Origin of the sequence: Leifsonia araucanica (assembly GCF_051161895.1) — a bacterium.
Classification (GTDB): domain Bacteria; phylum Actinomycetota; class Actinomycetes; order Actinomycetales; family Microbacteriaceae; genus Leifsonia.
On record NZ_JBMBTW010000002.1, the window covers coordinates 1,494,829 to 1,516,694 of the forward strand.

A 21,866-nucleotide genomic window follows, 5' to 3' on the forward strand; every position below is an offset into this window, starting at 1 on the left:
CCCTTCGCGATTCTCAGAGACTTCTTGCCGCCGTCCCGACATGCTGGGGAGCGCACACTGAATCGAGAGGCGGTCGGATGAACCTGCTGCAAGCCCTGATCCTCGGCATCGTCGAAGGCATCACGGAATTCCTTCCCGTGTCGAGCACCGGCCACCTGACCATCGTCGAGAAACTCCTCGGACTGCAGATCGACGACCAGGGTGTGACAGCGTTCACCGCGATCATCCAGGTCGGCGCCATCCTCGCGGCGATCATCTACTTCTGGAAAGACATCGTCCGCATCGTCGTCGCCTGGGCGCGCGGCCTGTTCAACCGGGATGCGCGCGGCCACGACTACCGGATGGGCTGGTACGTGATCATCGGCTCCATCCCGATCGCGATCGTCGGCCTGGTGGCCAAAGACCTCATCTCGGGCGGCCTGCGCAACCTGTGGGTGGTGGTCGCCGCCCTCATCCTGTGGAGCATCGTCATGTGGGCGGCGGAGCGCGTCGGGAAACAGGACCGGCACGAGGAGTCGACCACCGTGCTCGACGCGGTCGCCATCGGCGTCTTCCAGGTGATCGCCCTCATCCCCGGCGTCTCCCGCTCCGGCGCGACGATCAGCGCCGGTCTCTTCCGCGGCCTCGACCGCGTGGCGGCGACGCGGCTGTCGTTCTTCCTCGCCATCCCGGCGCTCGTCGCGGCGGGTGGATACGAGGGCATCACGCAGGCGAGCGCGATCAGCTCCAGCGTCGGCTGGCTGCCCACCATCGTGGCCACGATCGTGAGCCTCGTGGTGGCCTACGTGAGCATCGCCTGGCTGCTCCGGCTGGTCACCAAGCACCCGATCACGGTCTTCATCTGGTACCGCATCGGCCTCGCGGTGGTCGTCGCGATCCTCCTCCTCACCGGAGTCATCACCGCCACCTGACCCCGCCGAACGACGAGATGCCAGTACCTGTGGCGCATCCCGGGCGTTTCGCGACAGTTACTGGCATCTCGCGGCGGCCTAGTCGTTGAGGATGCGCGCCCCGTGCACCGGGCCGGTCGCCCGCACCGCCGTCAGCCGGGCGGCGCTCAGCGCGATCTGCAGGTCGAGCGCGCTGTCGAGGTCGGCCGTCAGGAAGGCGACCGTCGGGCCGGAGCCGGAGACGATGCCGGCGAGCGCGCCGTTCATCTCCCCCAGCTCGATGACGGCGCCGATCTCCGGCGCCAGGTGGATGGCCGGGGCCTGCAGGTCGTTCGTCAGCGACTCGGCGAGCATGGCCGGGTCTCCCGCCCGCAGCGCCTGCAGCACGGCCGTGTCGACCGTCGGGGTGAACTGCGCCGGCGCGATGTCGCGGGAGTGACGTTCGCGGTGCCGGTCGAGCTCGCTGTAGACCGCCGGCGTGCTCAGCTGGCTGTCCGGCAGCGCGAGCACCCAGTGGAACTGGCCGGTGGCGAGCGCGGGGCTCAGCCTGTCCCCTCGGCCGGTTCCGATGGCCGTTCCGCCGACCAGGGCGAACGGCACGTCGGCGCCGAGCCGGGCGGCGATGGCGTGCAGATCCTCCTTGCTTGCCTCCGTGCCCCAGAGCGCGTCGCAGGCGACGAGGGTGGCCGCCGCGTCCGCGGAGCCTCCGCCCATCCCGCCCGCGATCGGAACGTGCTTGTCGATCTCGAGGCGGACGCCGCCGGTGTATCCGGTCTTCCTGGCGAGCATCCTGGCCGCCTTGACGGCGAGGTTGGTGCCGTCTGTCGGCAGGTCGCTGGTGTCGATCGAGCCGCCGAACGTCACCGAGAAGTCGTCCGCCGGATACGCGCGCACATCCTCGTAGAGGGAGACCGCCTGGTAGGCCGTCGCGACGTCGTGGTATCCGTCGTCCATCACCGCCCCGACGCGCATGAACACGTTGATCTTGCCGGGGGCTCGCACGTGAACTGCGTCAATGGCCGGAGTGGTCATAGTCCCAACCTACAGGCGGATGAGCCGGGCGCTAGACCCGAGCCGTTGCGAGCCGGACGAAGTCGGCGATGCCGAGCTGCTCGCCCCGCAGCGTTGGCGCGATCCCGGCCGCCTCCAGGGCCGTGGACGCGGTGGCCGCGTCGCCGTAGACGGGTGCGAGCGCCTGCCGCAGCATCTTCCTGCGCTGCTGGAACGCCGCATCCACCAGTTCGAAGGTGCGCAGCCGCAGCGTCTCGTCTCCCGGCTCGTCGTCGTGGCGTTCGAACGCGACGAGCACCGAGTCGACGTTCGGGACCGGCCAGAACACCTGGCGGCTCACCGTGCCTGCCGTGCGCCAGCTGCCGTACCAGGCCGCCTTCACGCTCGGGGCGCCGTAGACCTTCGAGCCCGGCTCGGCGGCGACCCGGAAACCGACCTCCGCCTGCACCATCACCACCCCGCTCCGGATGCCCGGGAAGTGCTCGAGGAAGTGCAGCAGCACCGGAACGGAGACGTTGTACGGCAGGTTGGCGACCAGCCGCGTCGGCGAGAGCGGCAGCTCGGTGACGTGCAGCGCGTCCTTGTGCACGACGGTGAGCCTGTCCGCCGCCTCCTCCGCCATCGTGCGCACCGTGACCGGCAGCTGCTCGGCGAGCCGTCCGTCGATCTCGACGGCGACCACGGTCGCGTCCGCTTCGAGCAGCCCGAGGGTCAGCGAGCCGAGCCCGGGGCCGACCTCGACCACCACGTCGCCCGGCTGCACCTTGGCGACGCGCACGATCCTGCGCACGGTGTTGCCGTCGATGACGAAGTTCTGGCCGAGCTTCTTGGTGGGGGTGACGTCGAGCAGGTCGGCCAGGTCGCGGATCTCGGCGGGGCCGAGGAGTCGCAGCGCGGTCACGCGATGATCCCGATCGGGGTGGTCGGCGGCGATGCGACGGGCTCGGCGTCCCAGCGTCCGTAGACCAGCTCGGTGTTGGAGCAGATCTGCGCGGCCAGGGTGGAGGCGTCCGTGCCGATGGTCTCGGCCATCGCGCGCAGCGTGTGCGGGATGAGGTACGGCGCGTTCGGCCGGCCGCGGAACGGCGTCGGCGTGAGGAACGGCGCATCCGTCTCGACCATGATCAGCGAGCGAGGGGCCGCGCGCAGCGCCTCGCGCAGGTTCTCCGCGTTCTTGAACGTGACGTTGCCGGCGAACGACATGTACCAGCCGTTGTCCGCGCAGATCTGCGCGAGCTCGGCGTCGCCGGAGAAGCAGTGGAAGACGGTGCGCTCCGGAGCGCCCACCCGCTTGAGGGTCGCGATCACGTCGGCGTGCGCATCCCGGTCGTGGATCTGCATGGCGAGGTCGTTCTGCTTGGCGATCTCGATGTGCGCCTCGAACGAGCGGAACTGCGCCTCCCGCCGCGGGCCGGCCTCGGTGCGGAAGAAGTCGAGCCCCGTCTCGCCGATGGCACGGACGCGCGGTCGCGTGGCCAGCTCGGCGATCACCGCGAGCGCGTCGTCGAGTTCGCCGCGCTCCGCGTAGTCGGGGGCGTCGTTGGGGTGCAGGGCGACGGCGGCGAGCATCCTGGGCTCGATGGCGGCCATGTCGGCCGACCAGCGCGAGGTCTCCACGTCGTTTCCGACCTGCACGACACCGCGCACGCCGACACTGGATGCGCGGTCCAGCTGCTCCCGGTAGTCCATCGGCTCGTCGCCGTCGGAGATCTCCAGGTGCGTGTGGTTGTCGTAGACGGGGACGACCAGCGCCTCCGGAAGCGGCGGGTACTCCAGGTCACGCCCGTCTGTGACGTGACGCTGCCGGATGAACGCCGGGTCGGTCATGCGCCGGGCACCGCGTCCGCGTCGATCCGGGGGAACAGCGCCTCGAGTCCGTTGACGGTGGTGCCGGCGGGAAGCTGGCCCCACTTCCCCGCGGTGCGCAGCGGCTGGTCGTCGAGGTCGCCGAGCTCGTCCTCCGCTCCGAGCGCCACCCACAGCTTGAGGGTGGCCTTCGGGATGACGGGAGACAGCAGCACGGCGAGCGCGCGCAGCCCCTCCGCCGCGGTGTAGAGCACGGTGGCGAGACGTTCGCGCTGCGCCTCGTCCTTCGCGAGCGACCACGGCTCCTGGGCCGTGATGTAGCCGTTCAGCTCGTCGACGATGGTCCAGATCGCGGTGATGGCGTCGTGGATGGCCAGCTTCTCGATGGCGGCGTCGGCCGCCGTCGCTGCGTCGGCGACGGTCTGGCGCACGGCGAAGTCCGCGTCCTCGTATCGCCCGGCCTGCGGCACGACGCCCTCGAAGTATCTGGTGACCATCGCGACGACCCTGGATGCGAGGTTGCCGAACCCGTTGGCGAGCTCCGCCTGGTAGCGGGCGGACAGGTCTTCCCAGCTGAACGAGCCGTCCTGGCCGAAGCTGATGGCGCGCATGAAGTAGTAGCGGAACGCGTCGGACCCGAACGTGTCGGTGATCTGCGTGGGCGCGATGCCTGTCAGCTTGGACTTGGACATCTTCTCGCCGCCGACGAGGAGCCAGCCGTGACCGTAGACCTGGTGCGGCACATCCACCCCTGCCGCCATCAGCATGGCGGGCCAGATCACCGCGTGGAAGCGCAGGATGTCTTTGCCGACGATGTGGGTGGCCGGCCAGCGCCTGGCGAAGTTCTGCTCGTCCTGGCCGTAGCCGACGGCGGTGGCGTAGTTGAGCAGCGCGTCGAACCACACATAGACGACGTGCGATTCGTCCCAGGGCACCTTGATGCCCCAGTCGAAGCTCGACCGGGAGATGGACAGGTCGCTGAGGCCCTGGCGCACGAACGAGACGACCTCGTTGCGGGCGGACTCCGGCTGCACGAACTCCGGGCGCTCCTCGTAGAGCGCGAGGAGCTGGTCGGCGAACTGGCTCATCCGGAAGAAGTAGTTCTTCTCCTGCAGCAGTTCCAGCGGCTTCGAGTGGATGGCGCACACCTTCTGGCCCTCGTACTCGCCGGTGCCGTCCACGATCTCGCTCTGCGGCTTGAACTCCTCGCAGCCGACGCAGTAGAGCGCCTCGTACTCGCCCGCATAGATGAAGCCGTCGTCGTACAGCTTCTGCAGGAACTTCTGCACGTTCTTCTCGTGGCGCTCGTCCGTGGTGCGGATGAAGTCGTCGTTGGCGATGTCGATGGTCTTCAGCAGAGGAAGCCACTCGTTGGTGACGAGACGGTCCGCCCACTCCTGCGGGGTGGTGCCGTTGGCGGTGGCTGTGCGCAGGATCTTCTGCCCGTGCTCGTCCGTGCCGGTCAGCAGCCAGGTGTCGTCACCGGCCTGCCTGTGCCAGCGCGCGAGAACGTCGGCGGCGACCTCCGTGTATGCGTGCCCGATGTGCGGGACATCATTCACGTAGAAGATCGGCGTGGTGATGTAGAACGAAGAGCCGTCGGACATGGTGACTATCCTACGGGCGCGCCGGGGCGCATCCTGGCGTATTACCGTCGGGGGGGTCACTTCCGGTCGAGTGCGGCCTGGTAGAGGTCGCGCTTGCCGAGGCCCGTCGCCTCCGCGACCTCGCCCGCCGCGTCTTTGAGCCGCACGCCGCCCGCGACAAGCGCGAGCACCTGTGTTACGCCGGTCTCCAGGTCGACCGTGCGCGCCTCCGCCCCGGCGACCACGATCGCGATCTCGCCGCGCACGCCCTCCGCCGCCCAGGCCGCGAGCTCGGCCGCGGTGCCCCGCTTGACCTCCTCGAACAGCTTGGTGAGCTCGCGGCAGACCACGACGCGCCGGTCGTCGCCGAGCACCGTCGCCAGGTCGGCGATGGATGCGGCGAGCCGGTTCGGCGACTCGAAGAACACCATCGTGCGCGGCTCGGAGGCCAGCGCGCGGAAGGTGCTCAGGCGTTCGCCCTGCTTGCGCGGCAGGAAGCCCTCGAAGGTGAACCGGTCGGTGGGCAGGCCGGACACGGCGAGCGCCGTCACCACGGCGCTCGGGCCGGGGATGGCGGTGACGCCGACCCCGGCGGCCGCCGCGGCCTCGACGAGGTGGAAGCCAGGGTCGGACACGGTCGGCATCCCGGCGTCGGACAGAACGACCACATCCTGGTCCTTCGCCAGCTCGACCAGCTCGGCCGCCTTGTCCCGCTCGTTGTGGTCGTGCAGGGCGATCAGACGCGGGCGGTTCTCGATGCCCAGGCCGGCGAGCAGCCGCTGCGTCACCCTGGTGTCCTCCGCGGCGACGATGGTGGCGGAGCCGAGCACCTCGATCAGCCGGAGCGAGGCGTCCTTGAGATTGCCGATGGGGGTGGCCGCGAGGATGATCATGCATCGAGTCTGTCACCCGGAGACGCACCCTCTAGCATGATCTGGTGACCTCGACACCCGCCATCGGCCTCCCGATCGCGCCTCCTCCGGCGGAGCCGACGGGCAGCAGGCTCGACGACTGGTGGGCCAGGATGCTCCGCACCCCGCTGCGGATGAAGCTCTGGTACTGGGGCGCCCCCGTCGCCGTCACGCTGCTCGCCGCGATCCTGCGGCTCTGGAACCTGGGGTACCCGCACGCGCTGGTGTTCGACGAGACCTTCTACGTGAAGGACGCGTACTCGCTGATGCACCTCGGCTACGAGGGCAGCTGGCCGGACAAGGCGGACGCCCAGTTCGCGGGCGGCAACACGAACATCTTCACGTCCGATCCGTCGTTCGTGGCGCATCCACCGCTCGGCAAGTGGATGATCGCGGCCGGGCTTGCTGCGTTCGGCGCCGGCGACGCGTTCGGCTGGCGCATCTCGACGGCTGTGGTCGGCATCCTGGCCGTTCTCGTCGTGTTCCTGATCGCGCGGAAGCTGTTCGCGTCGACGCTGCTGGCGACGATCGCCGGGTTCCTGCTGGCCATCGACGGTCACGCGATCGTGATGAGCAGGGTGGCGCTGCTCGACAACTCGGTGATGTTCCTTGCGCTCCTGGCCTTCTGGTGCATCCTGCTCGACAGGCAATGGCACGCCACCCGGCTCGCCGAGCGGGTGCACGCCGCGTGGGCGGCCGGCCGCGATCCGGCCTGGGGTCCCGTGCTGTGGTGGCGGCCCTGGCTGCTCGCCGCCGGCCTGCTCTGCGGGCTCTGCGCCGGCGTGAAGTGGAGCGGGTTCTACTTCCTGGCGTTCTTCGCCGTGTACACGGTGGTCGTCGACATCGTCGCGCGCCGCAGGGTCGGGCTCCCCTTCTACATCAGCGGGGCGATCCTGAAGCAGGCTCCTGCGACGTTCGTGCTGATGGTGCCGATCGCGTTCGTCAGCTACCTCGCCACCTGGACCGGCTGGATCCTCACGAAGGGCGGCTACTACCGGCACTGGGCCGAGTCGACGCACATGCAGTGGAGCGGCGGCCTCTCCTGGGTGCCGCTCTGGCTGCAGAACCTCTGGCACTACCAGACCGAGATGTACAACTACAGCATCAACCTGCACGTCTCGCACCCGTACCAGGCCAACCCGCTGACCTGGCTGTTCATGATCCGGCCGACCAGCATGTACTACGTCGGCTCCAACCTCGGCGAGAACGGATGCACGGCCAACGCCTGCTCGTCGGCGATCACCTCGCTCGGCAACCCGCTCATCTGGTGGGCGGCGGCCGCGGCGGTGTTCTACCTGGTCTACCGCGTCATCCGGTACAGGGAGTGGCAGGTCGGGCTGATCCTCACCGGGCTCGCCGCCGGCTATCTGCCGTGGCTGCTCTACATCAACCGCACGATCTTCGAGTTCTACGCCATCGCGTTCGAGCCGTACCTGATCCTCGGGCTGACGGCGGTGATCGGGATCGTGCTCGGCAAACGCGGCGACCCCTCCCCGCGTCGCACGCGCGGGATCATCTGGGTCGGGCTGTTCCTGCTGGTCGCGACGGCGGTGAGCATCTTCTTCTGGCCGCTCTGGACGGCCCAGCAGGTGCCGTTCTGGTACTGGCAGATCCACATGTGGCTGCCCAGCTGGGTCTGACCGGCAGGCCTGTCGCCCGTCGGTGGCGGGTGGTAGACCGTGGGGTATGGATGCGAACCAGCCGATCGACCTCGTCCCTCTCCCCGGCAGCGAACGGCCGGAGACGCCCGGCGTCACCTCCCACGCCGCCATCGACCCGGCCAGCACGGTCGAGGCGACCCTCGTGCTCCGGCGGCAGGCCGACCTGCCGGATGACGCCCTGACCACGCCGGTCAGCAGGGCGGACTTCGCCGAGACGTACGGCGCATCCACGGCCGACCTGGACCTCGTCACGTCGACCATGACCCAGTTCGGCCTCACCGTCCTCGACGCGAGCGCCGCCGAACGCCGGGTGCGCGTGTCCGGGACGGCCGCCCAGCTCGGCCGCGTCTTCGGCACCGACCTCGACCAGGCGACGGCACGGGATGCGGCGGACCGCGAGTTCACCCACCGCAGCCGGACGGGCGGGCTGAGCATCCCGGCCGCCCTCGACGGGGTGATCACCGCCGTTCTCGGCCTCGACGACCGCCCGCAGGCGCGCGCCCTGTTCCGGGTCGCCCGCCCCCGGGCGGTGAGCACGAGCTACACGCCGCTCGAACTGGGCGCGATCTACCGTTTCCCCGCCGAAACGGACGGCAGCGGGCAGACCATCGCGATCATCGAGCTCGGAGGAGGATACGAGCAGAAAGACCTCGACACCTACTTCTCCGGCCTCGGCATCACCGGGCCGACCGTGACCGCCGTCGGCGTCGACGGCGGCTCCAACCAGCCGGGCTCCGACCCGAACGGTGCGGACGGCGAGGTCATGCTCGACATCGAGGTGGCCGGCGCCCTCGCCCCGGGCTCCGACATCGTCGTGTACTTCGCACCCAACACCGACGCCGGATTCGTGGATGCGGTGACGACCGCGGCACACGCCGACCCGACCCCCGCGGCGATCAGCATCAGCTGGGGGCAGTCCGAGGACGCCTGGACGGCGCAGGCGCGCACGGCGTTCGACCAGGCGCTCGTCGACGCCGCTGCCCTCGGCGTCACCGTGACGGCGGCCGCGGGAGACGACGGCAGCAGCGACAGGGTCGGAGACGGGAAAGCGCACGTCGACTTCCCCGCGTCGTCGCCGCACGCCCTCGCCTGCGGAGGCACCCGGCTGAGCGCCGACGCATCCACCGGGGTCGTGCAGTCGGAGACGGTGTGGAACAACGGCTCGGGCGGCGGTGCGACGGGAGGGGGCGTCAGCGCCGCCTTCGCCCAGCCCTCGTGGCAGAAGAACGTGGGCGTTCCCGTCGGAGCCGGAGGCGTGGATGCGGGAGGCAGCGCGAACGGACCGAGCGGCCGCGGCGTGCCCGACGTGTCTGCGGTGGCCGACCCGCAGACCGGATACCGGGTGCTGGTGGACGGGAAAGAACTGGTGATCGGTGGCACGAGCGCGGTCGCCCCGCTCTGGGCGGCGCTGGTGGCCCGGCTGGTGCAGTCGACGGGGAAACCCCTCGGGCTCGCCCAGCCCGCACTCTACGACTCGGTGAAGAAAGGGCAGGTGGCCCCGGGCTTCCGCGACATCACGACCGGCGACAACGGAGCGTTCACGGCGACGGCGGGCTGGGACGCCTGCACTGGCCTGGGCGTGCCGGACGGGACGGCGCTGCTCGCGGCGCTGTGACGCGTTCGGACGCGTTGGGACACGGAAAGGCATATACCCCGATAAGGGCATAGTGATGTGGACCGGCTGACCGGTACGCTCAGCCCGTGACCCACACTCGGCGCCCCGCGCGCTCCCTCAGAAACCTGCTCATCGGAGCAGTAGCCGCGACGGTGACCGTCGCCGGGCTCGCCCTCGCCCCGACCGCTGCGACGGCCGCCTCCACATACACCGTCAGCGGAACCGTGAACTACGACGTCGCGGGCGGTGGCACGACGACGAGCGAGTCGTCGTACGTGCTCCTCCTTCCGCTGACGGGCAGCACGCCACGGCAGTCGCTGCTCGGAACCACCTCCAACGGCACCTGGAGCGTGCCGGGCGTGACGCCCGGCCGATACCGCGTGCAGTTCCGTGCGACGGCGGACGGGAAGAACGCCGGGACGTGGGTCGGCGGCGTGTTCGAGGACTCGGCGCAGGTCGTCACGGTCGGCAACGCCGACGTGTCCGGGCTGACCGCGACCCAGCCGATCGCCGGCTCGATCAGCGGAACGGTCACGGGGACCAACGGCACCGCCAACGGGTTCGTCGCCTACCGCCTCAACCCGACCACCGGGCTGTTCGAACAGTTCAATGAGGTTGCCGCGACGATCGACGGCAGCGGCGCCTACAAGCTCGCGGGTCTCGCCGCCGGCGAGTACGTGGTGCGGTTCGCCGACTCGAACGCGACCCAGCCCGGGTTCGCCACGAGCTACTACGACCACACAGATTCCCTCTGGGATTCCAAGCCGATCACGATCACCGCCGGCCAGAACGTCACGGGCATCGACGGCACCGCGGGACCGTGGCAGTGGTACGGAGGGCGCATCGCGGGAGCCGACCGGTTCGACACCTCCGTGCAGATCGCGCTCGGGTCGTACGGGCCAGGCAAGGCGAAGGTCGTCTACGTGGCGAACGGCGTCAACTTCCCCGACGCGCTCGGCGCGAGCGCCGCAGCCGCCCGCTCCGGCGGCCCGCTGCTGATGACCCGCCAGGACTTCGTCCCCGCCAGCGTCGTCAACGCGATCAAGACCCTCGCGCCGCCGAAGATCGTGGTCGTCGGCGGTCTCGCCGCCGTCGGCGCCTCAGCGTTCGCGCAGCTGCAGAAGCTCGCACCGAACGTCACCCGCGTCTCCGGCGACGACCGCTTCGCCACCTCCAGGGCCGTCGCATCGGCCGCATTCCCTGCCGGAGGCGTCACCAGCGTGTTCATCGCAACGGGCAACGCCTTCCCGGATGCCCTCGTGGCGGGCTCGGCCGCCGGATACCAGAACAGCCCGCTCGTCCTGGTGAACGGCTGGTCCGGATCGCTCGACGCGGCGACCAAACAGCTCATCACGACGCTCGCGCCGATGCGCATCTACATCGCCGGTGGTGTGAACTCGGTGTCGACGGGCATCCAGCGCGACCTCGAGAAGCTGGGCGTCCCCACCGTGCTGCGGCTGGCGGGCGGCGACCGGTTCGGCACGGCCCAGGCCGTCAACAAGGAGGTTTTCCCCTTCGCCGACACCGCCTTCGTCGCGAGCGCGCTCGGCTTCCCGGACGCGCTCTCGGTCTCCGCGATCGCCGGCGTCAGCGGATCGCCGTTGCTGCTCGCCGTGCCCGACTGCATCCCGTACGGCGAGTTCACCGACTCGACCGTCGCAGGCGTCTCCCTCTACTGGGCGGTCGGTGGCCCGAACGTGCTGACCTTCGACCCCGCGAAGCAGATCACGTACTGCGCACCGGGACTGTACGGGTCGAGCGGCGAACTCGGTTCGGCTTCTACTCAGACGTCGAAAGACTCGTCGCCGGCCACGCTCGACCCGAAGAAGCTGAACGCCGCCATCACGGCAGGGCGGGACAAGCACTAGGCCCCGTTCGGCCACAATAGGAGGAATGCAGAGTCCGTCGGCCGCCACCCGCACCCCACCCCGGTGGGTTCCAGGGGTGGCGGCCGCCGCTCTTGCCGCCCTGGTCGCGTGGGGCATCCACTGGCTGGTCCCCGCCGTCCCGCTGCTGACCGCGGCCGTGGTGCTCGGCATCGTGGTCGGGCAGCTGCCGTTCGCACGCCCGGCCGTGACCGGTGCGCTCTCCCCCGGACTGTCTGTCGCGGCCAAGCGGCTGATGCGGATCGGCGTCGTACTGCTCGGGCTGAAGCTCAGCCTCGGTGACATCGCGGACCTGGGCTGGGTGACCATCCTGAGCACGGTCGCCATCGTGCTCGTGACGTTCGTCGGCACGATGTGGCTGGGGCGGCTGTTCCGGCTGCCCGGGCATCAGCCGCTGCTGATCGCGACCGGCTTCTCGATCTGCGGCGCGTCGGCGATCGGCGCGATGAGCGGCGTCGTCAAGTCGAAGGACGAGGAGACGGCGACGCCGGTCGCGCTGGTGACGCTGTGCGGGACGCTCGCGATCTTCGTGCTGCCGGTGCTGTGGCATCCACTGGGCCTCAGCTCGCTGCAGTTCGGGCACTGGGTGGGCGCCGGCGTGCACGACGTGGGTCAGGTGGTCGCCACCGCGCAGCTCGCCGGTCCGGCCGCGCTCGCCGTCGCCGTCGTCGTGAAGCTGACGCGCGTGCTGATGCTGGCGCCGATGGTCGCGGTCGCGTCCGTCGTCGAGCGCCGCCGTCACGTCGAGGGCGACCCGGCGGCCAAGCGCCCGCCGATCGTGCCGCTGTTCGTGGCCGGGTTCATCCTGGCGGTGCTGGTGGCGTCGTTCATCCCGCTGCCCGAGGTGGTGCGGTCCGGGGCGGACACCCTGCAGACCGCGCTGCTCGCGATGGCCCTGTTCGGCCTCGGCACCGCCGTGCGCCTGCGCACCCTCCTCGGCACGGGCTGGCGCGCGCTGGCGGTCGGCCTGCTCTCCTGGGCCATCATCGCCGCCCTTGCCCTCGCCGCCGTCCACCTCTCCTGACCGCCTGCCGCCGACCGCCCCGAAAATCGAGTCCGAAGTTGTTCACGCCCACCCCCGGCGTGTCGCGTGAACAACTTCGGACTCGATTGTTTGGGGGCGCGGGTCAGTGGGCGGAGGTGAGCTTGAGGCCGACGATGCAGCCGACGAGGCCGACGATGAGCAACGCGCGGACGAGGGAGAAGCCTTCTCCGCCGAAGAGCATGGCGTAGAGCACCGTGAGCGCCGCACCGATGCCCACCCAGACCGCGTACGCGGTGCCGGTCGAGATGTCGCGCATGGCGTAGGCGAGCCCACCCATGGATGCGACGAGCGCGACCCCGAAGATCACCGACGGCCAGAGCTTGGTGAAGCCCTCCGAGCGCCCGAGCGCCGTGGCCCACACGGCTTCGAGGACACCGGAGACGACGAGCACGATCCACGACATGATTCACTCCCGTTGGCCAGTCTTGTCGCGCACCGGGTACTGATCCGTCGTCCGGGATCGCGAATCACGCGATCTAGCACAACTGTACCACAAGGCCCGGTTGCGGTCTGTTACGACGGCGGAGGGATGCGCATCCCGCGCTCCGGTAGCGTGGCCGCATGGCAGATCGCGAATACGGCTTCCGCACGCGTGCGATTCACGCGGGCAACATCCCCGATCCGGTGACCGGCGCCCGCGCCCTCCCGATCTACCAGACCAGCGCGTTCGTCTTCGACGACACCGCGGACGCCGCCGCCCGCTTCGCGCTGCAGAAGTACGGCAACATCTACTCACGCCTGGCCAACCCGACCGTCGCATCGTTCGAGGAGCGTGTCGCCAGCCTGGAGGGCGGCCTCGGCGCCGTCGCCACCGCCAGCGGCCTGAGCGCGCAGTACATCACCTTCGCCTCGCTCGCCGGCGCAGGCGACCACATCGTGGCCTCCGCCAACCTCTACGGCGGCTCGATCACCCAGCTCGACGTCACCCTGCGCCGCTTCGGGGTCGAGACGACGTTCGTCCAGAGCGCCGACCCGGCGGACTACGCCGCGGCGATCACCGACAAGACCAAGCTGCTCTTCGCGGAGACCATCGCGAACCCGTCCGGCGAGATCGCCGACATCGAAGGCCTCGCCGAGGTGGCGCACGCGGCGGGCATCCCGCTCATCATCGACTCGACCATCGCGACGCCGTACCTCAACCGGCCGATCGAGTGGGGTGCCGACATCGTCATCCACTCGGCCACCAAGTTCCTCGGCGGCCACGGCACCACCCTCGGCGGCGTGGTCGTGGAGAGCGGACGCTTCGACTGGCACAGCGAGAAGTTCCCGCTGTTCGGCCAGCCCGTCCCCTCGTACGGCGGGCTCGAATGGTCGGGCAACTTCGCCGAATACGCCTTCCTCACCCGCCTCCGCGCCGAGCAGCTGCGCGACATCGGGCCCTCGCTCGCCCCGCACTCCGCCTTCCTGCTCGCGCAGGGCGTCGAGACCCTGCCGTACCGCATCCAGGCGCACGTGGACAACGCCCGCGCCGTGGCCGAATGGCTGGACGCCGACCCGCGCATCGAGTCGGTGTTCTGGGCGGGCCTCCCCGCGCATCCCCACCACGACCGGGCGCAGAAGTACCTGCCGAAGGGCGCTGGCAGCGTGTTCAGCTTCGTGGTCAAGGGCGGTCGCGCCGTCGGCCAGACGTTCATCGAGTCGGTGAACCTGGCCAGCCACCTCGCCAACATCGGCGACGCCAAGACGCTCGTCATCCACCCGGCCTCGACCACCCACGCGCAGCTCACCGAGCAGCAGCTGCTGGATGCGGGCGTGCTGCCCGGCGTCGTGCGCATCAGCGTCGGGATCGAAGACGTGGACGACATCATTTACGATCTGGATCAGGCCCTCACCATCGCCGTGAAGGAGACGAACGCATGACGATCGCAGACACCGCTGCCGGATCCGGCGCATCCGGAGCATCGGGCGCATCCGGCGGCACCGAGCAGGTGCAACTGGCCAACGGGCTGAGCTGCGCCGTCCCCGCCTCCTCCCCGCTGGCGAAGCTGCTCAAGTCGCAGCGCACCTGGGTCGGTCCGGACGCCAAGGAGCGGCTGCGCATCCTGCGCTCGGCGAAGTCGGTCGCGATCGTCGGCGCATCGCCCAACCCCGCGCGCTCCAGCTACTTCGTCGGCACATACCTGCAGCAGTCGACCGACTTCCGGGTCTACTTCGTGAACCCGAACGCCGACACCATCCTGGGCGAGAAGGCATACCCGGACCTGGCGTCGCTGCCCGAGGTGCCGGACATCGTGGATGTGTTCCGCAAGCCGAGCGACCTGCCCGCCGTGATCGACGAGGTGCTGGCGGTCGGCTCCCCCACCATCTGGGTGCAGCTCGGCATCTGGAACCAGGAGGCCGCGGAGTACGGAGAGTCCAAGGGGCTCACGGTCGTGATGGACCGCTGCATCAAGATCGAGCACGCCCGCTTCCACGGCGGCCTGCACCTCCTCGGCTTCGACACCGGCCAGATCACCGCCCGCAAAACCCTCCGCTGAGCCCCTGAACAATCGAGTTCGAAGTTGTTCACGCTCGCGACGGCGTGTCGCGTGAACAACTTCGAACTCGATTGTTTTGCGGGGCGGGACGTGCGGGACGGGGTCAGGCTCGGGCGACGACGTGGAAGACGTGCCAGTGCTTGGGGCCCTCGAAGGACATGCCGCGGCGGTCCTCCTCGGCCAGGTGCAGCGTTTCGAGGCCGGTGAGCATGCCTTCCACACCCGCGCGGTCGTGGAAGTTCATCCGGGGGCGGCCGAACCATTCGTCGTGCGGGCCGAAGAACTCGCCCGCGAAGATCGCGCCAGGGCGCAGCGCATCCCGGATGTCCGCCCACAGGTACGGGAAGTGCGTCGCGTCGCAGAACGGCAGCGCGAACCCGGCGTAGACGAAGTCGCTCGCCGGGAGCGCCCCGAGCGTCTCGAAGCCGGTGCTGCGCACCTCGACGAGGTCGGCGGACTCCGGCCCGACGGCCGCGGTGACGCGCTCCTCGACGCCGGGGTCCGCATCCACCGCCAGCACGCGCCAGCCGCGCTCGGCGAGATAGGCGGTCTCGATGCCGTCGCCGCAGCCGAGGTCGACGGCGTCGCCGGGCGCATCCCCCTGCCAGGCGTCGAGGCCGCTGAGGAACGTGCCCCGCACACCCCGTCCGCCCTGGGCGGTGTAGAACTCAGACCAGTCGAACGCCATGATCCTCCTTCGCCTTCGCCCTGAGCCTACGCGCGGGTGGGGCTCGCCGTCGGCTGCGCTCGCTACTATCGGCAGGTGGAGTCTCGGCCGTCGTCCCCCCGGATCGCGATCCTCGGCCCCGTGCTGGTCGAGGACAGGTCCGGTGCACTCGCCGAACCCTCCGGCGTGCTCGGGAAGAGCCTGATCGTCGCGCTCGTGCTCGCGCGCGGTTCGCTGTCTGTGCCGTCGCTCGTCTCCGATCTGTGGGACGACACCCCTCCGCGGCAGGAGCGGGCAGCGCTGCAGACGCTCGTCTCCCGCGTCCGCACGGTCACCGCCGACGGGCTGCTGGAGTCCACGCCGAGCGGGTACGCCCTCGGGGTGGACGACGCGGCCACCGACCTCGGGCTCGCCCGCCGCCACCTGGAGCGGGCGCGCCAGGCGGACAGGGACGGGGATGCGGCGACCATCGCCGCCGAGACGGCCGCCGCTCTCGCACTCTGGCGCGGAGAGCCCGGCGGAGAACTCGGCGGCACTCCCCTGGCCGACGCGCTGGGCAGGACGGCCGCGGAACTCCACGACGAACTGCTGCTCCTGCGGGCGAGGGCGGCCAGACTGCTCGGCGACCCGGAAGCAGCTCTGGACGACCTGCGCCGCCTCGCCGAGGCCGCCCCGTTGAACGAACAGCTCCACCTCGAACGGATGCGCGCCCTCGACGCCGCCGGGCGGCGCTCCGACGCCCTCCGCGTGTTCGCCGAGGTGAAGGAGACGCTGCTCGACCGGCTGGGCACCCGCCCCGGCCCCGAGCTGGTCGCGTACAACGCCGCCCTGCTGGTCGAGGACGACGCGCCGCCCGCCCCGCCTGCACCGTCGCGCCTGCGGATCGGCCTGCGCGCGGCACCCAACGCGCTGATCGGCCGCGAGTACGACCTGGATGCGCTCGAAGACCTGATCGCGACCTCCCGGCTCACCACAATCCTCGGCGCCGGCGGGCTCGGCAAGACGCGGCTCGCGCAGGAGGTCGGTCACCGGGCTCTGCGCATCCCGTCGGTGGTGTTCGTGGAGCTTGCGAGCGTGCGCACCGGCGACGACGTGACGCTCGCCATCGCCTCCACCCTCGGCATCCGGGAGGCCAACGCCACCCGTCCGGGCGATCCCGGCGCGCGCGTCGACCTGCGCTCGCGCATCCTGGGCGTGCTCGGCGAGCGGGAGACGCTGCTGATCGTCGACAACTGCGAGCACGTGGTGGATGCGGCGGCGGCGTGGATCGCCGACATCCTGGAATCCGTGACGACCGTGCGGGTGCTCGCCACCAGCAGGGCGCCGCTGGCGATCGGCGCCGAGCACGTCTACCCGCTGGACTCGCTGCCGAGCACGGCACGGGATGCCGGAGGGGCCGACTCCCTGCGCGGTCCGGCCGTCGACCTGTTCGTGGAGCGGGCGCGCGCGGCCAGACCCGGCGTCGTCCTGCCGCTCGACACCGTCGCCGAGCTGTGCGAACGGCTGGACGGCCTCCCGCTCGCGATCGAGCTGGCAGCAGCACGCACGCGGTCGATGTCGGTGGACGAGATCGCCCGCCGCCTCGGCAACCGCTTCGCGCTGCTCACCGGCGGAGAGCGCACCGCCCCGGAGCGGCACCGCACCCTGCTGGCCGTCATCGACTGGAGCTGGAACCTGCTCGGCTCGTCGGAGCGCGCTCTGCTGCGGCGGCTGTCGCGGTTCCCGGACGGGTTCAGCTCGACCGCCGCAGAGGCGGTGTCCGGCGAGGACGCCGCCCGCGTGCTCGACGACCTGGATGCGCTGGTCAGCCAGTCGCTCGTCACCGTCACCGAGGACGAGACCGGCGTCGTGCGCTACCACCAGCTGGAGACGGTGCGCGAGTTCGGAGACCTCGCCCTCGCGGAGGCCGGGGAGACCGAGCTCGTGCAGCAGCGGATGGCCGCGTGGGCGCGCACGTTCGCCCGGGATGCGCTCGGCAGGATGAGCGGGCGCGACCAGGTTCCGCAGTTCCGGCGGGTGACGGTGGAACAGGACAACCTCGTCGCGATCCTGCGCGTCGCGCTCGAACACCGGGATGCTCCGACCATCGTCGCCGTGTTCGCGACGCTCGCGTACTACTGGTCGCTGCGCAGCGCGCACACCGAGGTGGTCGGGTTCAGTCCCGTGGTGATGGAGGCGCTGGCCGGCTGGGAGCCGGAGGTCGAGGACGAACGCATCGACGCCGTCGCCGCGTACACGATCCTCGGCGGGACGTTCCTGTTCACCGAGCACCGCACCGCGCTCCGAGCGATCAGCCGGCTGAAGCGGGCACGCGGCGCCGCCGCCCTCCGCGACGATCGCCTCAACGCCCTGGCCGACGCGGTCTCCCTCGGCGGCAGGATCGCTCAGACGATGGCGCTCCTCGAACGACTCAGGTCGTCCCAGGACCCCGGGCTCGCCGCGATGGGCGAGCTGTTGCTCGCCCAGTTCGCCGAGAACGCGGGCGACCTCGACGGCGCCAGCGAGAGCGCCCAGCGCGCCTGGGAGAAGGCGCTGGCCGCGGAGGACACCTGGACCACCGCGTCCGCCGCCCAGGCGCTCGCGCAGGTGCACAGCGAGCTGGCGCATCCGGCCGAGGCGATCCTGTGGGCCGACCGCGCCCAGTTCGGTTTCGGGCAGCTGCAGGCGATGGGCGACGTGCGTCAGATCGACTGGATCGTGGCGATCAACTCGGTGACGCTCGGCGAGCTCGACCGCGGCCGCTACCTTCTCGAACGCTACCTGCGCGACCAGGACGACACGGGCTTCGACTATGTCGACTACCTCGGGGTCGCCTACGCCGGCCTCGCCGAGATCGCGCTCCTGGAGGGCGACGACGCGGAAGGCGTCCGGCTCTTCCTCGAATCGGTCGGCGTGTTCGGCCGGTCGGACGCGATCACCAACCCGTGGCTGGTGATCCTCGCCGGGGCGGCGCTGCTCGCCCTGCAGCGGGTCGGCCACCGGTCCCCGGACGTGGCCGGGCCCGAGCGGGTCGCCGAGCTGGCCAGGGAGCTGCGCAAACGGATGCTGGTCAGCCACCGCTTCCAGTCGTCGTACGTGGACAAGCCCGTGGTCGGCAGCGGCCTGCTCGGCCTGGCCGGATGGATGCTCGAACCGTCGAACGAGCGAGCCGCCGACCCGGTCTGGCTGGACGCCGGCTTCCGGATGTACGGGCTGGCCACCCGGATGAACGCCCGCCAAGACCTCCCCAGCCTCAATCGGGTCCTGCTGCGCGACGAGCTCGTCGCCGCGCACGGCGCCGAGCGGGTGGACGCGGCGGCCGCCGCCGCCGCCGAGCTTCCGCGCGACGAGGCGACGACGGCCGGATACGCGCTGCTGCAGTCGCTGCGCTACTGAGGGCGGACAGCGCCGCTGCGCGCTCCGCTCGCGCGGAGAAAGCGCGACGCGCCGCCCGGATCTCCGTGGGAACGGAGACGCGGACGGCGCGTCGTGCCGATGTTCCGCCTGAGCGGACGCGGCGGGTTACGCCTTGCGCATGTACGCGCGGACGGTGAGCGGCGCGAACACCGCGACGATGACCGCTGCGCCGAGGAGGGCGAGCCAGCCGTCGGTGCCGAAGGTGCCGTTGTTGGCGAGGTCGCGGACCGCGTTGACGAGGTGCGACACCGGGTTGATGTTGGCGAACCACTCCAGCGGAGCCGGCATCGTCTTCGGGTCGACGAACGCGTTCGAGAGGAACGTCAGCGGGAACAGCACGAGGAACGAGATTCCCTGCACCGAGCTTGCTGTGCGGGCGATCACTCCGAAGAACGCGAAGATCCAGCTGATGGCCCACGAGCAGGCGATCACCAGCAGACCGGCGAGCACGACGAAGCCGAAGCCGCCGCCAGGCCGGTAGCCCATGATGTAGCCCATCACGAACGTCAGCGCCGTCGCGATGGTGTAGCGGACCGTGTCGGCGAGCAGCGCACCGGCGAGCGGCGCGATGCGGGCGATCGGGAGCGACTTGAACCGGTCGAACACACCCTTGTCCATGTCTTCCCGCAGCTGCACGCCCGTGACGACGGACGTGGTGAGCACGGTCTGCACCAGGATGCCGGGGATGATCGTCGGCAGATAGTCGACGATGTTCCCCGCGATGGCCCCACCGAAGATGTAAGTGAACATCAGCGTGAAGATGATCGGCTGGAGCGTCACATCCATCAGCTGCTCGGGTGTCCGCTTGATCTTCAGCAGACCGCGGTACGCCATCGTGAACGAGTTCGCGACGGACTGGGACAGGCTGACGTGGTTCTTCAGCTTCCGCTCGGACGGCGGGGTGATTGCGGTGATGGCGCTCATGCGTCGACCCTCTCTGCTGCTGCGGCGACTTCGCCAGGACCGGAATCGCCCTCGTCGACCCCGTGGCCGGTGAGGGTGAGGAAGACCTCGTCGAGGGTCGGCTTCTGGACCGACATCTCGGTGAGGTGGATGCCCGCCTCGCGGAACGTCACGAACAGGTCGGTGACCGCATCCGGGTCGCGCATCGGCGCGGTGATCCGCGAGCCCTCGGGAGAGATGACCGCGTCCACGCCCAGCACGGCGGCGATGGCGCGGCGCGCGTCCTCCATGTCGGCCGTGTCTGCCAACCGAAGCTGCAGCGATGACTGGCCGACGGAGGCTTTCAACTCATCCGCCGTGCCCTCCGCGACGACCCGACCGGTGTCGATGACCGCGATGCGGTCAGCAAGCTGGTCGGCCTCATCCAGATACTGCGTGGTGAGCAGCACAGTCGAACCGGTGGAGACCAGACGACGGATGGTGTCCCACATCTGTGCGCGGGTGCGCGGGTCGAGTCCGGTGGTCGGCTCGTCCAGGAACAGCAGAGGCGGCTGAGAGATGAGGCTGGCCGCGAGGTCCAGCCTGCGGCGCATACCGCCGGAGAACTTCTTCAGCGGACGCTTGGCCGCCTCGGCGAGCCCGAACTCTTCGAGCAGAGCCTCCGACTTGGCTTTCGCCTCCGCGCGGCTCAGGCCGAGCAGCCGGGAGAAGATGATGAGGTTCTCGGTGGCCGAAAGCGTTTCATCCACCGACGCGAACTGCGCGGTCACGCCGATGAGCTGGCGGACGACCTGCTGCTCCCTGCGGATGTCGTGGCCGAAGATGGTGGCCTCGCCGGCGTCCGGCTTGAGCAGGGTGGCGAGCATGGAGATGGTGGTGGTCTTGCCTGCGCCGTTCGGGCCGAGCACACCGTAGACGGTTCCGGCGCGGACGCTGAGGTCGACGCCGTCGACCGCGCGGTTGTCGCCGAAGACCTTGACGAGCCCGTGGGCTTCGACCGCCCATTCTGAGCTGGTGGTCATGGTGATCCTTCCTGATGGATGGGATTCGAGTTGATGCTGACGATGTTTCCTGGGCGCGCTTACACGGCGCTTACGTGGCGCTTACAGCGAAGAGGAAGCGGTGTAAGTGGGGCTCTCTCACGCCGCGGGGCGCAGCACGGCGGCGAGCAGGGTCGCCCTGTCGATGCCCGCGATGGCGATCGCCCGCGGAACCGTGCCGAGCTCGATCGTGAGGATGCCGGCGAGCAGGTCGGCCTCCGCCGTGCGCCCGTCGCGGTCGCGGTCGCGGCCATGCCCACGACCCGCGATGTTGTGCGCCCTGACCAGCGCATCCCGGGCCGAAGCACCCCAGCGCGGCCGGGCGATGCGCGGCGCAGCGGTCAGCCGTTCCTCCGGCACCGGCTCGACGCCCGCCGCGCGCAGGCTCGCGTCTCGTTCGGCGCGGAGGGCCGCCTCGATGCCAGCGTGGTCGAGGCCGGAGGCGGCGAGGGCTCGCTGGGCGCTGCTTCCCTTGGCGGCGGCGAGGGCGAGCAGCAGGTGCTCCGCCTCGACGAGGGATGCGCCGCGGCGGCGGGCCTCCTCGACGGCCCGGATGACCGTGGCGCGCAGGGAGCGGGACAGGCGGCGGTCGTCGCGGGTCTCGTCGCGCTCGACCGGGTCCTGAGGCTCGATCGGGTCGTCGTGTTCTGGTGTGCTGTTCTCAGGCATTGCGCCTCCTCAGTTCGATGCCTGCTGCCGCGACCCGGCGCAGGTGCTTCTTGTGCACGGCCTGCCTGGTGACGCCGAGGGCGTCGGCGATCTGGCTCCAGGTCCAGCCGTCGCGGAGTGCCCGCTCGACCTCGGCGTCTTCGAGCCGGTCGGCGAGTTCGCGGAGGGCGACGACGGAGGCGAGTCCGTCCGCCGCTCCGCCGATGGGTGCTGGTGTCTGTGTTGGTCCCATGTGAGCAACTTAGGTTGCTTAGACCGAATTGTCAACCTTGGTTGCTAAAATCGCGACGACGTTTCCGTGCG

19 protein-coding genes and 1 riboswitch are annotated in these 21,866 nt (G+C 70.2%); of the genes, 8 read left to right on the forward strand and 11 right to left on the reverse strand.

What is annotated here, in order from left to right:
- Positions 1-77 precede the first annotated feature (77 nt).
- A complete protein-coding gene (locus ACN6M5_RS07145; protein ID WP_168689794.1) occupies positions 78-911 on the forward strand; it encodes an undecaprenyl-diphosphate phosphatase in 834 nt (277 codons plus the stop codon).
- 78 nt (positions 912-989) lie between these two features.
- Here the strand turns inward: ACN6M5_RS07145 and ACN6M5_RS07150 are convergent, their stop codons facing one another.
- Genes ACN6M5_RS07150 through rsmI form a run of 5 tightly spaced genes read right to left on the reverse strand, consistent with a single transcriptional unit; the run spans position 990 to position 6,186 of the window.
- On the reverse strand, positions 990-1,922 hold the full coding sequence (locus ACN6M5_RS07150) for a 4-(cytidine 5'-diphospho)-2-C-methyl-D-erythritol kinase (protein ID WP_168689795.1): 933 nt from the start codon (positions 1,920-1,922) through the stop codon (positions 990-992).
- A 31-nt stretch (positions 1,923-1,953) separates the two neighbouring features.
- Positions 1,954-2,802 (reverse strand): 16S rRNA (adenine(1518)-N(6)/adenine(1519)-N(6))-dimethyltransferase RsmA, encoded by an 849-nt coding sequence (gene rsmA, locus ACN6M5_RS07155; RefSeq protein WP_168689796.1) that lies wholly within the window; start codon positions 2,800-2,802, stop codon positions 1,954-1,956.
- Positions 2,799-3,728: a TatD family hydrolase gene (locus ACN6M5_RS07160; protein ID WP_085369742.1), complete on the reverse strand. Its 930-nt coding sequence runs from the start codon at positions 3,726-3,728 to the stop codon at positions 2,799-2,801. Before ACN6M5_RS07160 ends, rsmA begins: the two co-directional genes overlap by 4 nt.
- Positions 3,725-5,314: a methionine--tRNA ligase gene (gene metG / locus ACN6M5_RS07165; protein ID WP_434949041.1), complete on the reverse strand. Its 1,590-nt coding sequence runs from the start codon at positions 5,312-5,314 to the stop codon at positions 3,725-3,727. The genes ACN6M5_RS07160 and metG overlap by 4 nt, the downstream gene beginning before the upstream one ends.
- 56 nt (positions 5,315-5,370) lie before the next feature.
- The gene (gene rsmI / locus ACN6M5_RS07170; RefSeq protein WP_434949042.1) at positions 5,371-6,186 is read right to left on the reverse strand and encodes a 16S rRNA (cytidine(1402)-2'-O)-methyltransferase; all 816 of its coding nucleotides are present in this window, start codon (positions 6,184-6,186) and stop codon (positions 5,371-5,373) included.
- Positions 6,187-6,230: 44 nt separating this feature from the next.
- Between rsmI and ACN6M5_RS07175 the strand changes: the two genes are divergently transcribed.
- From ACN6M5_RS07175 to ACN6M5_RS07190, 4 genes are all read left to right on the forward strand, one after another.
- Positions 6,231-7,844, forward strand: coding sequence for a dolichyl-phosphate-mannose--protein mannosyltransferase (locus ACN6M5_RS07175; RefSeq protein WP_434949043.1), 1,614 nt, complete (start codon positions 6,231-6,233; stop codon positions 7,842-7,844).
- A gap of 46 nt (positions 7,845-7,890) precedes the next feature.
- Complete coding sequence (locus ACN6M5_RS07180) at positions 7,891-9,480, forward strand: S53 family peptidase (RefSeq protein WP_434949044.1); 1,590 nt, start codon at positions 7,891-7,893, stop codon at positions 9,478-9,480.
- Positions 9,481-9,566: 86 nt separating this feature from the next.
- Complete coding sequence (locus tag ACN6M5_RS07185; RefSeq protein ID WP_434949045.1) at positions 9,567-11,348, forward strand: cell wall-binding repeat-containing protein; 1,782 nt, start codon at positions 9,567-9,569, stop codon at positions 11,346-11,348.
- Positions 11,349-11,373: 25 nt separating this feature from the next.
- Positions 11,374-12,390 (forward strand): YeiH family protein, encoded by a 1,017-nt coding sequence (locus tag ACN6M5_RS07190; RefSeq protein WP_085369748.1) that lies wholly within the window; start codon positions 11,374-11,376, stop codon positions 12,388-12,390.
- A gap of 103 nt (positions 12,391-12,493) precedes the next feature.
- Here ACN6M5_RS07190 and ACN6M5_RS07195 read toward each other — a convergent pair whose 3' ends face one another.
- On the reverse strand, positions 12,494-12,814 hold the full coding sequence (locus tag ACN6M5_RS07195; RefSeq protein WP_434949046.1) for a DMT family transporter: 321 nt from the start codon (positions 12,812-12,814) through the stop codon (positions 12,494-12,496).
- Between the two features lie 11 nt (positions 12,815-12,825).
- A riboswitch (guanidine-III (ykkC-III) riboswitch) is annotated at positions 12,826-12,891 on the reverse strand.
- A gap of 81 nt (positions 12,892-12,972) precedes the next feature.
- Here ACN6M5_RS07195 and ACN6M5_RS07200 point away from each other — a divergent pair.
- Complete coding sequence (locus ACN6M5_RS07200; RefSeq protein ID WP_085369750.1) at positions 12,973-14,271, forward strand: O-acetylhomoserine aminocarboxypropyltransferase/cysteine synthase family protein; 1,299 nt, start codon at positions 12,973-12,975, stop codon at positions 14,269-14,271.
- A 125-nt stretch (positions 14,272-14,396) separates the two neighbouring features.
- Complete coding sequence (locus ACN6M5_RS07205; protein WP_434952345.1) at positions 14,397-14,888, forward strand: CoA-binding protein; 492 nt, start codon at positions 14,397-14,399, stop codon at positions 14,886-14,888.
- A 103-nt stretch (positions 14,889-14,991) separates the two neighbouring features.
- Here ACN6M5_RS07205 and ACN6M5_RS07210 read toward each other — a convergent pair whose 3' ends face one another.
- A complete protein-coding gene (locus ACN6M5_RS07210) occupies positions 14,992-15,576 on the reverse strand; it encodes a class I SAM-dependent methyltransferase (RefSeq protein WP_085369752.1) in 585 nt (194 codons plus the stop codon).
- Positions 15,577-15,651: 75 nt separating this feature from the next.
- On the opposite strand from ACN6M5_RS07210, the gene ACN6M5_RS07215 reads away from it, so the two are divergent.
- Positions 15,652-18,930, forward strand: a complete 3,279-nt coding sequence (locus ACN6M5_RS07215) for an ATP-binding protein (protein WP_434949047.1) — start codon at positions 15,652-15,654, stop codon at positions 18,928-18,930.
- Between the two features lie 126 nt (positions 18,931-19,056).
- On the opposite strand, the gene ACN6M5_RS07220 is transcribed toward ACN6M5_RS07215, so the two are convergent.
- From ACN6M5_RS07220 to ACN6M5_RS07235, 4 genes are all read right to left on the reverse strand, one after another.
- Positions 19,057-19,875: an ABC transporter permease gene (locus ACN6M5_RS07220; RefSeq protein ID WP_434949048.1), complete on the reverse strand. Its 819-nt coding sequence runs from the start codon at positions 19,873-19,875 to the stop codon at positions 19,057-19,059.
- Entirely contained in the window at positions 19,872-20,876 is a 1,005-nt protein-coding gene (locus ACN6M5_RS07225; protein WP_434949049.1) for an efflux ABC transporter ATPase subunit, DrrA-related, read from the reverse strand. The genes ACN6M5_RS07220 and ACN6M5_RS07225 overlap by 4 nt, the downstream gene beginning before the upstream one ends.
- Positions 20,877-20,993: 117 nt before the next feature.
- Entirely contained in the window at positions 20,994-21,563 is a 570-nt protein-coding gene (locus tag ACN6M5_RS07230) for a Clp protease N-terminal domain-containing protein (protein WP_434949050.1), read from the reverse strand.
- A complete protein-coding gene (locus ACN6M5_RS07235) occupies positions 21,556-21,795 on the reverse strand; it encodes a helix-turn-helix domain-containing protein (protein ID WP_085369756.1) in 240 nt (79 codons plus the stop codon). The genes ACN6M5_RS07230 and ACN6M5_RS07235 overlap by 8 nt, the downstream gene beginning before the upstream one ends.
- Between the last annotated feature and the right edge of the window lie 71 nt (positions 21,796-21,866).